Consider the following 15994-nt stretch of genomic DNA (forward strand, 5'->3'; position numbering starts at 1 on the left):
TTTTTACGGATGGCTAACAATCAATTCCAAATCTTGTCCTTCAAGTGTCCAAGTTTCAACATCGCTTGGTAAGATAAAGTGGCTACCTTTTTGAATTGGATATTCCTTACCGTCTACAGTTAGTTTCCCTTGACCAGCTAAGACACTCAACAAGCTATAGTCAGCTGATTTTTCAAAGTCAACTTTTCCAGTGATTTCCCACTTGTAAACCGCAAAGAAATCATTCGAAACAAGTAAAGTCGAACGCAAATCATCTGCTTTGACAGTCACAGGACGGCTATTTGCAGGCTCACCGATATTTAGAACATCGATGGATTTTTCAAGGTGAAGCTCGCGCAAGTTACCATTATCATCCTTACGGTCAAAGTCATAGACACGGTAGGTTGTATCACTAGACTGTTGCGTTTCAAGGATCAAGATACCTGCTCCAATAGCATGCATGGTTCCACTTGGAACATAGAAGAAATCTCCAGCTTTTACAGGAACTTTTGTTAACAAGGCATCCCAGTTTTTATCTTCGATTTGCTGGCGGAGTTCTTCTTTTGACTTAGCATTATGGCCGTAAATAATTTCTGAACCCTCATCTGCAGCAATAATGTACCAACATTCTGTTTTTCCGAGTTCGCCCTCATGCTCTAGGCCATAAGCATCATCTGGGTGAACTTGAACACTGAGCCAGTCATTGGCATCAAGGATTTTTGTTAAAAGCGGAAATACTGGCTCTGGACGGTTGCCAAATAACTCACGGTGTTCCGCATACAAAGTAGCGAGGTCTGTTCCTTGATAGCGGCCATTAGCTACCTTAGACACTCCATTTGGATGAGCTGAGATGGCCCAATACTCACCAATCTTTTCATTTGGAATGTCGTAGCCAAACTCATCACGTAGTTTAGTCCCACCCCAGATTTTTTCTTGCATTACAGAATTTAAAAATAACGGTTCTGACATGTTGATCTCCTGTCTGATTTTTCTCCCTTCATTATAGCAAAAAAAGAGTTCTAGTTGAACTCTTTTTCATATCTTATAAAGTAGGGAGAAGATTTTATAAAAATAGTAACGATATGGATTTGATAATTTTAAGAAAATCTACAAGAAACTATTAGTTCACAAGATTTGGAAGAATAAACACCGTAAAGAATGCCATGGCAACCATCATAAAAACAAGGAGATAGACAGCACATTTTGTCAGCCATGCATATCGCCCAGGTCTTAGTGGTCTTTCTACATAGGAATGTTTTGGTTTTTTAGGATCATAATAAACAGCAACTTTTCCACCAATTGGAAAGCGTTCCTTAAGAGGAGATTTTGTAAAAGACAAAAAACTATTCCCCTTAACTTTGTATCTTAAAACTTGTGGAATTTCACCATTTTCAAAATTATCCGTTTTTACATCAGATACGATTGAACCTAAGGGAGTACTGATTGTATTTGATATAGCCATAATAAATTTTGGACCTACAACCTTGTATTGGTTCCCATCAACAGTGTATTCAACAACTGGGAGACTAATCCCATTATAAAGAGCATAGGAATATCGGATAATAACTCCTTCCGTTCTTTCGGTACATCTCTTGGCATTTCTATAATTACTCAAGATAAAAAAATCAAACATAAAATAGGTAAAAGCAGCAAAGCCTAACATCATCAAGCCAAATAATAGAAAGAAAGTAGTTGGCATCATTTTTCTCCTTAAAATATCCTAATGAATTTATTTTAACAGAAATGAAAGAAAAAGACCGGATTGCTCCGATCTTTTAATAGTTTATGTTCTCAACTTCTGTTTTAAAAATAGCTAAGGTTAACTTCAAATGACTAAGCGTCCTATTTCATACGATAAAAATCAATCACTAGACCAGCAGGGCCACTTACTAGCAGGGATTCGGTTCCCCAATCAGTTACAACTGGCCCATGTAAAATCTCAATCCCTAATTCTTTCAAACGCTTTTGATTCTGTTCCAAATCTTCAACCTCAATGTGTAGAATGATTCCTGACTGAAAATTTTCCAAAGGTATCAAATGGTTTTGTGATAACATGAGGCAGTGGTTACCAATCGTGAACTGAGCAAAACCATCATCAACATAGTCCGCCTTCTTATCCAAGATACGCTCCAAGTCAGAACAGATCTGGGGAACATTTGAAACGATAATATCTAATTGATTTAAATTCATTTACTATCCTCCATAAAAAGACCGGATTTCTCCGATCTTTTAAGTTTCTCTCTAAGAAAATCAAAGCATAAAATTTACAATGTTTACTTTTGATTTTCCACAAGAGAAATTATTTGATTGCGCGTGATTGCAACCCTTCTTCTTCCAAGAAGAGGCGGAATGGTACGAGCTCTTCAGCTTCGTATTTTTCCTTGAAGGCTTTGATCGCTTCTTCTGAGTGTTGTTTTGGATCCAACTCAAGTACTTCTACTGGAAGTGGACGATGTGGAGTGATGTGAGCATCGATGACAACAGTTTTACCTTCTTTGTTCAATTTAACAGCTTCTGCTACAACTGCGTCGATGTCTTCGATACGGTCAACTGTAAATCCAATAGCTCCTTGAGCTTCAGCGATTTTCGCATAGTCAGCATTAGGGAAGTCACAACCAAACAAGTGTTTGTTTGTGTCTTCGTATTTGTCCTTGATGAAGGCATATTTACCATTTGAGAAGACAACGTTGATAACTGGAAGGTCGTATTGAACGTTTGTGATAACGTCTGGGTAGCACATGTTGAAGGCTCCGTCACCCATGATGTTCCATACTTGGCGATCTGGATTGTCTTTCTTAGCAGCGATACCACCAGGAAGGGCAATACCCATTGTCGCAAAGAGTGGAGATGTACGCCACATGTTCTTAGGTGTCATGTGAAGGTGACGAGTAGATGTTTGAGTAGTGTCACCTACGTCGATTGAATAGATAGCGTCTTGATCAGCATGTTTGTTGATAGCATTGTAAACTTGGTACAATTGCAATTCACCCTCAGTTTTACCTTCGAGTTTGTTCATGTAGTCACGCCAGTTTTGGTTGTTCTTCACATTTGCACGCCACCATGGAGTAGATTCAACTGGATTCACTTTGTCAAGGATTGCTTTCGCTGCTTGACCTGCATCACCAAGGATTGAAGCGTCTAGGGCATGACGTTTACCAAGTTTGTAAGGATCGATATCTACTTGGATGAATTTTTCAGTGTTCTTGAAGGCTTCGTAAACTTCAGCAAATGGGAAGTTTGAACCAAGGAAGAGAACAGTGTCTGCTTCAAAAACTACTTCATTGGCTGGTTTCCAACCAACACGGTATGCAGAACCTGTCAAACCTTCGTAGTTCCATTCAAAAGCTTCAAAGTTTTTACCAGTTGTGATGATTGGAGCTTTGATTTTACGTGACAATTCAGTAATCACTTCACCAGCTTTAACACCACCGTAACCAGCATAGATAACTGGACGTTCAGCATTGTTCAAGATTTCAACTGCTTTGTCAATTTCAACTTCGTTCAAAGCAGGAGCGATGAATGAACGTTCGTATGAACCTGAACCGTAGTATGAGTTTTCGTCGATTTCTTGGAAACCAAAGTTTACTGGAATTTCAACAACGGCTGGACCTTTTTTAGAAACGGCAGCACGGCAAGCTTCGTCGATAACTTTTGGTAATTGCTCTGCGTAAGCTACACGTTTGTTGTAAACAGCGATACCGTTGTACATTGGGTTTTGGTTTAATTCTTGGAAAGCATCCATGTTTAATTCGTTAACTGGACGTGATCCAAGGATAGCAAGGAATGGAGTGTTATCCATAGCTGCATCGTAAACACCGTTGATCAAGTGAGTCGCACCTGGACCACCTGAACCAACTGCAACACCGATAGATCCGCCAAATTTAGCCTGCATAACCGCTGCAAGAGCACCTGTTTCTTCGTGGCGAACTTGCAAGAAACGGATATCTTTGTCTTCAGCCAAAGCGTCCATAAGTGAGCTAAGTGTTCCTGATGGGATACCGTAGATAGTGTCTACGCCCCATGTTTTCAATACGTTAAGCATTGCTGCAGATGCAGTAATTTTCCCTTGAGTCATAATGATAACTCTCCTTAAAAGTTAATTTGATGAATAATAAAAGCGCTTTTATATGTTTTTTGAAAACGATTCAGTAAATTTACACTCCTAATTTATCACATTTACTTATAGTTTCATAAGAATGTGCTCAGAAAACTTCATTCTCTATTACAGTACAGATTTAAAACGTTTTGAAAATCTGTTTTAGAATAGCAAAAAAGCGGTTAAAACCGCCTTTTTATACTCAATGAAAATCAAAGAGCAAACTAGGAAGCTAGCCGCAGGCTGTACTTGAGTACGGCAAGGTGAAGCTGACGTGGTTTGAATTTGATTTTCGAAGAGTATTAATCGACTTTAGTAAAATTAAGCATAAGAGAGCTGATTAAAACAGAGACTGAACTAAAGGCCATGGCCAATCCTGCAAGTTCTGGATTGAGCACCAAACCAAGACTTGAAAAGACTCCTGCTGCAATCGGAATACCAATGAGGTTATAGATAGAAGCCCAGAAAAGATTGAGTAGAATACGATTAAAGGTCTTCTTACTCATATCAAAAGCACGTGCCAATCCTAGTAAATTGTTGGTTGTGAGGACAAGATCTGCTGATTCAATGGCAATATCTGTCCCAGAGCCCATAGCAATTCCGACATCCGCTACACTGAGGGCTGGCGCATCATTGATACCATCTCCAACAAAGGCCAATTTGCCATTCTTTTGAAGCTTGTGAATTTCATGTGCCTTTTCCTCTGGCAAGACATTTGCGATCACTTCTTCGATTCCAATTTGCTCTGCAATCGCATGGGCTACTCCAGCATTATCTCCGGTAAGCATGACCGTTTTAAGACCACGTTTTTTCAATTTGGCAATAGCTTCTCGAGCATTTTCCTTAGGGACATCCTGCAAGGCAATTAAGCCTTTTAACTGACCATCCACGGATAGGAAGACAACTGTTTTTGCTTCTTTCTCAAGTAAATCAAATCGTTCTTGATAGTCACTCGGAATGTCAAGATCAGCTAAAAGTTTGGCATTCCCAAGCAAGACTTGTTTACCATTAATAATCCCAGTCACACCTTTTCCATGCAAGGCTTGGAAGTTTTCCACTGGGTAAAGGCTAATTCCTAGTTCAGATGCACGATTAACAATAGCTTGAGCTAGCGGGTGTTGAGATACATCTTCCAGTGAAGCAGCCAAGCTGATCACTTCTCTTTCATCACCAATAACATCTGTCACTACTGGCTTCCCTTCGGTCAAGGTTCCAGTCTTATCAAAAACAACTGTTTGAACTTTTTGAATTTCCTGTAAAACTGTACCATTTTTGAGGAGAACCCCCATCTTAGCACTTCGTCCTGTTCCTACCATAAGTGCTGTCGGTGTCGCAAGTCCAAGAGCACAAGGGCAAGCAATAATCAAGACAGCAATTCCGTAAAGAAGGGAAGTCACAAAGCTTTCACCAAGCAAGACAAACCAGATCCAAAAAGTAAGGAGGCCTAAAATGACAACTGCTGGTACGAAAATACCAGAAATCTTGTCTGTCAAATCTTGAATCGGAGCACGACTGGTTTGCGCTTTTTTCACAAAGTCCACAATCTGAGCCAACATAGTCTCAGAACCAACTTTTTCAGCTCTAAAGATGATCGTACCACTATTATTGATGGTTGAACCAATGACAGCATCTCCAACTGATTTATCGACTGGAATACTTTCCCCAGTCACCATTGATTCATCAATACTCGTTTCACCTTCTAAGACAATCCCATCAACAGCTATTTTTTCACCTGGTCGAACGCGAATGAGATCCCCAACTTTGACTTGTTCTAGAGGTATTTGAACATAAACATCATCACGCAAAACCTCTGCTGTTTTTGCTTGTAGGTCTAATAATTTTTCGACTGCCTGCGAAGTATTTTTTCGCATTTTTTCCTCAAAAACTGCTCCCAAAAGAATGAAGAAGAGGATAAATGCAGCACTTTCAAAGTAAACGGGCAGACCAGTGAAGAGGGCAACTAAGCTATAGAAATAGGCCACTAGGGTTCCTAGAGCAACCAAGGTATCCATGTTGGAATTGTGCTTTTTAAAACTAGCCCAGGCGCTTCTGATATATGGAACTCCAGCTACCAGCATAATGGGTGTTGTGGCTAAAAAGGTGCCCCAACGCATGACTTGGTGACTAATTCCTCCTGTAGACATCCCAATCATGAGAATCACAAGAGGCACAGTAAAGATACTAGTAATCCAAAAACGCTGTAAAAGACTGAGAGACTTTTTAGTTTTTTCAACAACGGTGTAGGTCCCCTTTTGCATCTTCATGCCACATGAAAATTCATGTTCACCCAAGTCTTGAGGAGTAAAACGAATGATCTTTTCCTCATCTTGAGCGATTGGTTCTAGAATTCCTTCTTCTTCGAAGAGAATTTCTTTATAACAGTTTGACGGTGTCACACGGTGAAAGGTAATCTCAGCAGGAATTCCTTTTTGTAGTTGAATATGGGCTGGATGGTAGCCTTTGTCTGCCGTGATACGGATTTTTTGAACACCATTTTCAAGACTTGCTTTTACAATTTCAGTCATATCCTTCTCCTATTCTACAATCATCTTACCGTGCATCATGTTCATGCCACAAGAGAAACCATATTCTCCGGCTTCTTCAGGAGTGATTTCCACCACATATTGGTCTCCCATAGGTAGGTCTGCATGCACACCAAAGTCTGGAAATACGATTTGGTCCAAGCAAGGTGAAGGATCTTTTCGATCAAAAATAATGCGAGCAGGTTGCGATTTTTTGAGGATAATGGTTTCTGGAGTATATCCTCCCATGACCTCCACTCGAATTTCTTGATAGCCATTCTTTTGTTGGGCTCTCTTAGCATCTTCTTGCGGTTTTTTGAAAAACCAAAAGAGGATAAAAGCAATCATTCCTAAAACAACAATAGATACAAATAGATTTAACATAGCGTCTCCTTTACATACAATTACATCTTACTTCTGTTACAGCACTTGCTTTTTTCTTTGAAATCACTTCTTCCAAACCTTCCAAGTCAGCTAGGGTAAAGTCACATTCTTCAATCAAATCAGCTAGCAAGAGCTTTATTCTTCGAGAACAAAGCTTGTCTTTGATATCCTGAACCATTAAGCCCCTACTATCATCTAGCGTTAAAAGGGCCGAATAGACAAAGGACTTGCCCTGTTTTTCCCGAGTCAAACATTCTTTCTCCACCAAACGGGCCAAGAGTGTCTGGATCGTGGATTTGGACCAACTGAACCTTTTCTCTAATACTTTTATCAGATCAGTACTAGTCTGTTCTCCCTGCATCCAGATAATCTTCATGACCTGCCATTCTGCATCCGAAATCTGCATCAGTACACCTCCAAAATCTACATTTGTCAATTACAATTATCAGTATACTCTCAAAATCTACATTTGTCAACCAAAGAAATCACATTTTTAAAATTTATCGCCGCTATAAATATTTTTTATCGCCACAATAAAAAATACATATTATCCAAAGCTCTCTTTTAATGCTACAATAACTGTATCATTTTCCTAGATGGGAGGTTCTACTTTTGGATTGGTCCATTGTTGAACAATATCTACCACTCTATCAAAAGGCATTCTTTCTGACCTTGCATATTGCAGTTTGGGGAATTCTAGGTTCTTTTTTGCTAGGGCTCATCGTCAGCGTCATCCGGCATTACCGCCTTCCTGTTTTCTCACAGTTGGCAACAGCCTATATAGAATTGTCACGAAATACACCCCTTTTGATACAACTTTTCTTTCTCTACTTTGGTCTACCTCGAATAGGGATTGTTCTTTCTTCAGAAGTCTGTGCAACAGTCGGGCTCATCTTCTTAGGTGGTTCCTACATGGCAGAATCCTTCCGAAGCGGGCTAGAAGCCGTCAGTCAAACCCAGCATGAAATAGGTTTAGCCATTGGCCTCACACCATTTCAGGTCTTTCGCTACGTGGTTCTTCCACAAGCGACTGCGGTGGCTCTACCATCCTTTAGTGCCAATGTTATTTTCCTGATCAAGGAAACTTCTGTCTTTTCAGCAGTTGCCCTTGCTGACCTTATGTACGTTGCTAAGGATTTGATTGGACTCTATTATGAGACAGATATTGCGCTGGCTATGTTGGTGGTTGCTTACCTCATCATGCTTCTACCAATTTCACTAGTCTTTAGCTGGATAGAAAGGAGACTCCGTCATGCAGGATTCGGGAATGCAAGTACTCTTTCAGGGAAATAATCTCCTGAGAATTTTACAGGGATTGGGAGTCACAATTGGGATTTCTATCCTGTCTGTCCTCTTATCCATGATTTTCGGAACGGTGATGGGAATTATCATGACTTCTCATTCTAGAGTGATTCGTTTCTTGACTCGTTTTTATCTAGAATTTATCCGGATCATGCCCCAGCTGGTGCTCCTTTTCATCGTTTACTTTGGTTTAGCTCGAAACTTTAATATCAATATTTCTGGTGAGACTTCTGCTATTATCGTTTTCACCCTCTGGGGAACAGCTGAGATGGGTGACTTAGTTCGTGGAGCTATCACTTCCCTGCCTAAACATCAATTTGAGAGTGGACAAGCACTTGGCTTAACTAAATTTCAACTCTACTACTACATCATCATCCCTCAGGTCTTAAGAAGATTGCTCCCACAAGCCATCAACCTTGTCACTCGGATGATTAAAACGACTTCCTTGGTTGTTTTGATTGGGGTTGTTGAAGTTACCAAAGTTGGACAACAAATTATAGATAGCAATCGTTTGACTATCCCAACCGCTTCCTTTTGGATTTATGGAACCATCCTAGTCTTGTATTTCGCGGTTTGCTTCCCTATTTCCAAACTATCTACTCACTTAGAAAAACATTGGAGGAACTAAATGTCTGAAACTATTTTAGAAATCAAGGAACTAAAAAAATCCTTCGGAGACAATCCTATCCTCCAAGGACTTTCCCTAGATGTTAAAAAGGGGGAAGTGGTCGTCATCCTAGGGCCGTCTGGTTGTGGGAAAAGTACCCTACTTCGTTGCCTCAATGGTTTAGAAAGTATTCAAGGAGGAGATATCCTGCTGGATGGCCAGTCCATCGTTGAAAATAAAAAAGATTTTCACTTGGTTCGCCAAAAAATCGGCATGGTCTTTCAAAGTTATGAACTCTTTCCTCACTTAGATGTCCTTCAAAACCTTATCTTAGGCCCTATCAAGGCTCAAGGAAGAGACAAAAAAGAAGTCACTGAAGAAGCTCTGCAACTACTAGAGCGTGTTGGACTTCTAGATAAACAACATAGCTTCGCTCGTCAATTATCTGGTGGACAAAAGCAACGGGTAGCCATCGTTCGTGCCCTTCTCATGCATCCAGAAATCATTCTTTTTGACGAGGTGACGGCTTCACTGGATCCAGAAATGGTGCGTGAGGTTCTGGAACTTATCAATGACTTGGCTCAAGAAGGGCGTACCATGATTCTGGTAACCCATGAAATGCAGTTTGCCCAAGCCATTGCGGACCGCATTATCTTCCTTGACCAAGGGAAAATTGCTGAAGAAGGAACTGCTCAGGAATTCTTCACAAATCCACAAACCAAACGAGCACAAGAATTTTTAAACGTCTTTGACTTTAGCCAGTTTGGCTCATACTTATAATAACTAAAGGAGATTATTATGAAACTACTAAAACCAATTCTAACTGTTTTTGCTCTAGCATTTGCGCTTATCTTTGTCACAGCTTGTAGTTCAGGCGGAAGCTCTGATGCTTCATCTACTAAGGCAACTGCCAAAGCTCGTACTATTGATGAAATTAAGAAAAGTGGCGAACTTCGAATCGCGGTATTTGGAGATAAAAAACCATTTGGTTATGTTGACAACGATGGTTCTTACCAAGGTTACGATATCGAACTAGGTAACCAATTAGCACAAGACCTGGGTGTGAAGGTTAAATACGTTTCTGTTGATGCTGCCAACCGTGCTGAATACTTGATTTCAAACAAAGTTGATATCACCCTTGCCAACTTCACAGTTACTGACGAACGTAAAAAACAAGTTGACTTTGCCCTTCCTTACATGAAAGTTTCTCTCGGTGTTGTGTCACCAAAAGATAAAGTCATCAAGGACGTTAAAGAACTTGAAGGCAAAACCTTGATCGTTACAAAAGGAACGACTGCTGAAACTTACTTTGAGAAAAATCACCCAGAAGTAAAACTTCAAAAATACGACCAATATAGCGATGCCTACCAAGCCCTTCTTGATGGACGTGGAGATGCCTTCTCTACTGACAATACTGAAGTTCTAGCTTGGGCGCTTGAAAATAAAGGATATGAGGTAGGAATTTCTTCTCTAGGTGATCCAGATACTATTGCACCAGCAGTTCAAAAAGGTAACCAAGAACTACTTGACTACATCAACCAAGAAATCGAAAAATTAGGTAAGGAAAACTTCTTCCACAAGGCTTATGAAAAAACACTTCATCCAACCTACGGTGACGCTGCTAAAGCAGATGACCTTGTTGTTGAAGGTGGAAAAGTCGACTAATACTCAATGAAATCACAAAAAGAAATCAGGTAATCCTAGTGACTACCTGATTTTTATATACCTTAAGCATTTTGCCAATTTTCTTGGTCTTCTTTAAAGCGTTTTAGGAGGTCGAGTCCTTCTGGTGTGATATAGCCTTCTTCTTGAGCTATGTGAATGAGCTCGCTGTAGTTTGAGAGGGTTACTAGTTTGACACCAGCATCCGCAAAGTTCTTATCTGCTTTTGGCAATTGATAGCTGAAGATAGCCACAACTCCAAGAACATCAGCTCCTTCACGTTTAGCAGCTGCAACGGCTTCGAGAACTGAACCACCAGTTGAAATCAAATCTTCAACAACGACCATCTTTTGACCTTGGGCTACACGACCCTCAATTTGATTTCCAGCACCATGATCTTTTGGTTTGCTACGGATATAGGCAAATGGCAAGTTCATCTTGTCAGCGATGATGGCACCATGAGGAATACCTGCAGTCGCTGTTCCTGCAATCACTTCGACTTCTGGGAATTCTTCCTTGATGGCCTCCACAAAACCATTTTCAATCAAGCTACGCGTTTCTGGGTAAGCAAGCGTCACACGGTTGTCCGTATAAATCGGTGACTTAATGCCTGATGCCCAAGTAAAAGGTTCTTCTGGTTTGAGGTAAACGGCTTGAATTTTCAATAGATGGCTAGCAATATCTTTAGCAAGTGTCATGGTGTGCTCCTTTTTATAGTGTTAAATGAATCTTCTTTTTAAACCCAATCTTGTGTCCATTCTTCTTTGATGGCATGGTAGGCTGCGACTGGATCAGCTGCTTGCGTAATCGGACGGCCAACTACGATGTAGTCACTGCCAATCTGGTAAGCTTCTCCTGGGGTTACTACCCGTTTCTGATCCCCTGCTTCTGTCCCTCTTGGGCGAATCCCTGGTGTCAGACAGATAAAGTCTTCATGAGTTGCTTGTTTGATCAGCTTGGCTTCTTGGGCCGAGCAAACGACTCCATCTAGACCAGCTTCAGCTGTTTTCTGGGCATAGTGGATAACCGACTCTTGGAGGCTGGTTTGGATATTTTGACATTCTTGCATTTGTTCCTCCGAGGTTGAGGTTAATTGGGTAACAGCTATGAGAATCCCCTTGTCTCCCAATCCTTCACGCGCTGCTTGCATCATCTCAACCCCACCTGCTGCCTGCACATTGGTCATATCAACTCCCAGGTTCGATAAAATTTTCATGGTTGATTTGACTGTATTGGGAATATCATGCAGTTTGAGATCCAAAAAGACACTATGTCCTAATGACTTCAAATATCGGACAACTTCAGGTCCTACAGCATAGTAGATTTCCATTCCTACTTTGACATAGAGCTTTTCCTCTGCTGGAAATAGGGCTAAGAACTCCTTGGCTTCTTCAAAACTTGGAAAATCCAGAGCAATGACTGGGCGACTTTCACGCATGCGTTTCTCCTCTTATCTTTCTTATCAGCCCAGCTTCCGTCAAAAAGACTACAAAAAAGGAACCTGCCAACAGCAAGGTTCCACGAAAAATGGGTAGAATCCACCCTTTCACCGCCTAACCTTAGCTGCCTCTCTGGACTGCTTTAAAGGTTTTTTACTATTCTATTATTTAAAGCGGGACTTGTCAAGTAAAAACTGGTACAAGACTCACAATCAAGCAGATAGAATGTTCTCAAGTTTATCGACTCTGTGATTGTTGGGTTGTTTGATTTTGAGTTTGTGTTTGATTCTGAGTTTGATTCCCTTGCTCTTCTTGTTTTTTCTTTTCTTCTTCCTGCTTCTTCTTTTCCTCTTCTTTAGCTTTGATTCTCGCTTCTTCTAAAGCCTTATCCGTCAAGCTATAACTATAGATCCCAACTTCCATATCAATACCGCTTGGCACTGTTAATTGAGGTTTAATCTTACTATAGTAAGGCAATTTTTTACCTAGTTCTGATAAAGGAACCAAAATCTCATCCGTATCATACATGGTAATCTTGAGCAGATCACTGGTTACACTGCTTGGAGCCAATTCAATCGTTTTGATCGCCTGCTTAATCTCTGGGCTGACTTCAGCCAGTTGTTCAATCAAGGTTTTGACTTGCTGCTCATCGTTAAAGAGTACGGACATATAGGTTTCAGGAAGACTGACTAGACTAACTGGACTGGTTTCCACCGTCCCACTAGAAAGAATCGGATAATGATCCTCTCCAGAAACATAATAGGCTACAATCCCGTATTCCTTGACCTGGATGGTAAAATTGGTCGGAAATTGATAGTGAATGCTAGCAGATTCAATCCAGTGATTGGACTTAATCATCTCAGCATGTTTGTCTTTATTGAGGAGCAGACCAAAGGTATAGTCACTATCACGAATCCCTGAAGCCTCTTTGATTTGGTCTGCATTGGTCTCTACCGTACCAGTAACCTGTATGTTTTTCAAAGTTGAGTATGGCGTCAAAAGATAGATGGAAAAGAACAAGACAAGCAAACTTGGGATTAGAATCGTAACAGCACGCCAGATATGAACACTTGGAATAGAAGGCTTAGCAATCTTTTTCTTAGACTTAGATCTCTTTTCTTCTACTTTTGTTTCTTCAGATTTTTCGTCCTCTTCTGCTACTTGTTCTGGTTCAGTAGTTTCCTCCTCATTCTCAGGAGAGGACTGGTCTTCTGCACTCTCCTTCTGCTCTTCAGGATTAGAATCTGAATCCTCTTCTGCCTCAGTATCTTCAGATAAGTCTGACTCTTGTTCTTCCTTGATCTCTTCTTCAGCTTTTTTAAGCAGATATTCACGGTTCTGCTTCTGCCACTCTGATAAGGTGGCTTCTTCTTCTAGAGCTTTTGAAACTTCTTTTTTATTGGCATCTGCTTGGGCCTTTTCTTTGGCTAGTTGGGCCTCTTCTTCAGCCTTTTTTTGAAGATATTCTTGATTTCGTTTTTGCCACTCTGACAATTCCTTGCCTTGAGTTGGCTCTTGTTTCTTATCCTTTGACATCGATTTTCCTTATGATAGATCTTTTTTTAGTAGCGCATAAAAATCCGCCACAGATTTTAATTCATGAGAATTCTTCATCGTGTTCTGGTAGTCTTCTTTGTGGGTCAAAAGCTTGCTTACTTTTTCTTCTAAAGTAGACAAGGTCAAGTCACTCTCTTGCAACTCCTCAGCATAGCCTTTTTTCACAAAGTAAGCCGCATTTTCAATCTGGTCTCCACGGCTAGCTTCACGCCCGAGTGGCACAATGACATGCAATTTAGCCATAGCAAGGAGTTCAAAGATGGTATTGGCACCACCACGAGTAATGACCACATCAGCCAGATTCATGAGCGGTTGATAGAGGTCAGTCACATAGTCAACACGATAGAGGTGTTGGCTTAGTTCATTTAAACTAGCATCACCTGTCAGGTTGATGATATTGTAGCGACTAGTCAACTCTTCCTTGTGGTCTGTAACTAATTGGTTAAAGACACGCGCACCAGCAGAACCTCCAACAAAGAGAAGAGTTGGTAGTTTGCTATCAAAATAAGTTCGGATGTCCACCATTTCTTCAGGTTCTTCCATGATTGGGCCAGAAACCTTGGTCACAGCTCCTACATGCTCTACCTTAGTGAGACTAGACGCTTGTTCAAAAGTAGAGTACATCTTAGTCGCAAACTTATAGGCGATTTTATTGGCCAAGCCCATAGAGAGGTCAGACTCGTGGATAAAGACTGGTACTCTACATACTCGCGCTGCAATAACAGGCGGAACAGATACAAATCCACCCTTAGAAAAGAGGGCTTGTGGACGAACTCGAAGCATGATAAAGAGCGATTGAAGGATTCCAAAAGCAACCTTAAAGACGTCAACCATATTTTGCCATGAGAAATATCGACGTAATTTCCCTGTTGCAATAGAATGGAAGGTAACATCTAAACCTGACTTGAGAATTTCATGATGCTCAATCCCATTTTTATCACCAATATAGTGGACTTCCCAGCCATCTTCGATGAACTTAGGCATTAACAAAAGGTTGAGGGTAACGTGTCCAACCGTTCCCCCACCTGTAAATACTATTTTTTTCATATTATCCCTTTAACTCCGCTACAGTGTCGATAAAAAGATCTCCACGTACTTCAAAGTTAGCATACATATCCCAGCTCGCATTAGCAGGACTGAGGAGAACCACATCTCCTTCTTCTGCGAGTTCATAGGCCTTGCGGGTTGCATCTGCAATATCTGTCGCATCGACATAAGTCACACCAGCTTTATCCGCTGCACGCTTGACACGTTCTGCAGATTGACCGAGAATAACCATTTTCTTAAGTCCAGTAATATCTGGCACCAATTCGTCAAACTCATTCCCACGGTCCAAACCACCAGCAATCAAGATAACCTTGCTATTGTCAAATCCAGACAAGGCTTTTTGAGTTGCCAAGATATTGGTTGACTTACTATCGTTGTAGAATTTCACCCCATTGATTTGGTCTACAAATTGGAGACGGTGCTTAACTCCACCAAAGGCTGACAAGGTTTCCTTAATGGTTTCATTGTCAACACCACGAAGTTTAGCAACAGCAATGGTTGCAAGAGCATTTTCCACATTGTGGCTACCTGGAACACCGATTTCATCAGCCGCCATGACCTTTTCGCCACGGAAGTATAGATAACCATCTTTAAGATAAGCTCCGTCGACCTTTTCAAGTGTTGAAAATGGTACTACAGTCGCATTTGTCTTTGTCGCCAGTTCTTTGGCTAATTCCTGGTTGAAGTTCAAAACTAGGTAATCAGCCGCTGTCATATTGCTTTGGATATTCCACTTAGCTGCGACATAAGCTTCAAAAGAACCGTGATAGTCGATATGGGTTGGCATCAGGTTGGTGATAACAGCAATTTCAGGATGGAATTCCTGGATTCCCATTAGTTGGAAAGAGGATAGCTCCATGACAAGAGTATCCTTATCTGTCGCAGTTTGAGCCACTTGACTAGCAGGATATCCGATGTTCCCTGATAAAAGTCCATTTTGCCCTGCAGCAGTCAGAACTTCTCCAATCATGGTTGTGGTCGTTGTCTTACCATTTGAACCTGTAATACCTACGATTGGTGCTTCTGAAATCAAGTAGGCCAACTCAACCTCTGTCAAGACTGGAATGCCTTTTTCTAGAGCTTTTTCAATCATAGGATTGCTATAAGGAATTCCTGGATTTTTCACCATAAGTGCAAAATCTTCATCCAACAATTCCAAAGGATGGCCACCAGTGACAACCTTGATGCCCTCTTCCAAGAGACTTTGCGCAGCTGGATTTTCCTCAAAAGGCTTGCCATCATTCACTGTCACAATGGCACCTAGCTTATCCAAAAGACGAGCTGCAGATTCACCAGATTTGGCCAAACCTAGGACTAATACTTTCTTATTTTCAAATTGATCAATTCGTTTCATATCTAGAACTCCATTTCTACTCTTACTATTTTACCATTTTTATGA

At 40.8% G+C, this 15994-nt stretch carries 16 protein-coding genes; 4 read left to right on the top strand and 12 right to left on the bottom strand.

Going from position 1 to position 15994, the window contains the following annotated elements; translation table 11 throughout:
• Positions 1–3 precede the first annotated feature (3 nt).
• The 7 genes from manA to AAFQ93_RS08910 form a co-directional block, all read right to left on the bottom strand.
• The gene (manA, locus tag AAFQ93_RS08880; protein ID WP_223140001.1) at positions 4–948 is read right to left on the bottom strand and encodes a mannose-6-phosphate isomerase, class I; all 945 of its coding nucleotides are present in this window, start codon (positions 946–948) and stop codon (positions 4–6) included.
• Between the two features lie 151 nt (positions 949–1099).
• Positions 1100–1681: a DUF3592 domain-containing protein gene (locus AAFQ93_RS08885; RefSeq protein ID WP_375555216.1), complete on the bottom strand. Its 582-nt coding sequence runs from the start codon at positions 1679–1681 to the stop codon at positions 1100–1102.
• A gap of 140 nt (positions 1682–1821) precedes the next feature.
• Positions 1822–2169, bottom strand: coding sequence for a VOC family protein (locus tag AAFQ93_RS08890; RefSeq protein ID WP_049508149.1), 348 nt, complete (start codon positions 2167–2169; stop codon positions 1822–1824).
• 109 nt (positions 2170–2278) lie between these two features.
• On the bottom strand, positions 2279–4054 hold the full coding sequence (gene spxB / locus AAFQ93_RS08895) for a pyruvate oxidase (RefSeq protein ID WP_048688661.1): 1776 nt from the start codon (positions 4052–4054) through the stop codon (positions 2279–2281).
• Between the two features lie 323 nt (positions 4055–4377).
• A complete protein-coding gene (locus tag AAFQ93_RS08900; protein WP_223140002.1) occupies positions 4378–6600 on the bottom strand; it encodes a heavy metal translocating P-type ATPase in 2223 nt (740 codons plus the stop codon).
• Between the two features lie 9 nt (positions 6601–6609).
• The gene (locus tag AAFQ93_RS08905) at positions 6610–6981 is read right to left on the bottom strand and encodes a cupredoxin domain-containing protein (protein ID WP_000933322.1); all 372 of its coding nucleotides are present in this window, start codon (positions 6979–6981) and stop codon (positions 6610–6612) included.
• Positions 6982–6991: 10 nt separating this feature from the next.
• Positions 6992–7387 (bottom strand): CopY/TcrY family copper transport repressor, encoded by a 396-nt coding sequence (locus AAFQ93_RS08910; RefSeq protein ID WP_045763230.1) that lies wholly within the window; start codon positions 7385–7387, stop codon positions 6992–6994.
• Between the two features lie 206 nt (positions 7388–7593).
• Here AAFQ93_RS08910 and AAFQ93_RS08915 point away from each other — a divergent pair, with 206 nt between their 5' ends.
• From AAFQ93_RS08915 to AAFQ93_RS08930, 4 genes are read left to right on the top strand one after another with little or no spacing between them, the layout of a single operon-like run.
• Positions 7594–8274: an amino acid ABC transporter permease gene (locus AAFQ93_RS08915; RefSeq protein WP_000384100.1), complete on the top strand. Its 681-nt coding sequence runs from the start codon at positions 7594–7596 to the stop codon at positions 8272–8274.
• Positions 8234–8911 carry an amino acid ABC transporter permease gene (locus AAFQ93_RS08920; RefSeq protein WP_045763229.1) on the top strand — a complete coding sequence of 226 codons (678 nt, stop codon included), beginning with the start codon at positions 8234–8236 and terminating at the stop codon, positions 8909–8911. The genes AAFQ93_RS08915 and AAFQ93_RS08920 overlap by 41 nt, the downstream gene beginning before the upstream one ends.
• A complete protein-coding gene (locus AAFQ93_RS08925; RefSeq protein WP_060956040.1) occupies positions 8912–9670 on the top strand; it encodes an amino acid ABC transporter ATP-binding protein in 759 nt (252 codons plus the stop codon).
• An 18-nt stretch (positions 9671–9688) separates the two neighbouring features.
• Positions 9689–10555 (top strand): cysteine ABC transporter substrate-binding protein, encoded by an 867-nt coding sequence (locus tag AAFQ93_RS08930; protein ID WP_074324648.1) that lies wholly within the window; start codon positions 9689–9691, stop codon positions 10553–10555.
• A 62-nt stretch (positions 10556–10617) separates the two neighbouring features.
• On the opposite strand, the gene pyrE is transcribed toward AAFQ93_RS08930, so the two are convergent.
• The 5 genes from pyrE to murD all read right to left on the bottom strand — a co-directional run bounded on the left by pyrE (position 10618) and on the right by murD (position 15949).
• On the bottom strand, positions 10618–11250 hold the full coding sequence (gene pyrE, locus AAFQ93_RS08935; protein ID WP_375555217.1) for an orotate phosphoribosyltransferase: 633 nt from the start codon (positions 11248–11250) through the stop codon (positions 10618–10620).
• Positions 11251–11288: 38 nt separating this feature from the next.
• A complete protein-coding gene (gene pyrF / locus AAFQ93_RS08940) occupies positions 11289–11990 on the bottom strand; it encodes an orotidine-5'-phosphate decarboxylase (protein ID WP_315639691.1) in 702 nt (233 codons plus the stop codon).
• A 238-nt stretch (positions 11991–12228) separates the two neighbouring features.
• The gene (locus tag AAFQ93_RS08945; protein WP_375555218.1) at positions 12229–13527 is read right to left on the bottom strand and encodes an FtsQ-type POTRA domain-containing protein; all 1299 of its coding nucleotides are present in this window, start codon (positions 13525–13527) and stop codon (positions 12229–12231) included.
• Positions 13528–13536: 9 nt separating this feature from the next.
• Positions 13537–14595 carry a UDP-N-acetylglucosamine--N-acetylmuramyl-(pentapeptide) pyrophosphoryl-undecaprenol N-acetylglucosamine transferase gene (locus tag AAFQ93_RS08950; RefSeq protein ID WP_075227116.1) on the bottom strand — a complete coding sequence of 353 codons (1059 nt, stop codon included), beginning with the start codon at positions 14593–14595 and terminating at the stop codon, positions 13537–13539.
• A 1-nt stretch (position 14596) separates the two neighbouring features.
• Positions 14597–15949: a UDP-N-acetylmuramoyl-L-alanine--D-glutamate ligase gene (gene murD / locus AAFQ93_RS08955; protein WP_375555219.1), complete on the bottom strand. Its 1353-nt coding sequence runs from the start codon at positions 15947–15949 to the stop codon at positions 14597–14599.
• Between the last annotated feature and the right edge of the window lie 45 nt (positions 15950–15994).

Origin of the sequence: Streptococcus nidrosiense (assembly GCF_042140045.1) — a bacterium.
Lineage (GTDB): Bacteria > Bacillota > Bacilli > Lactobacillales > Streptococcaceae > Streptococcus > Streptococcus nidrosiense.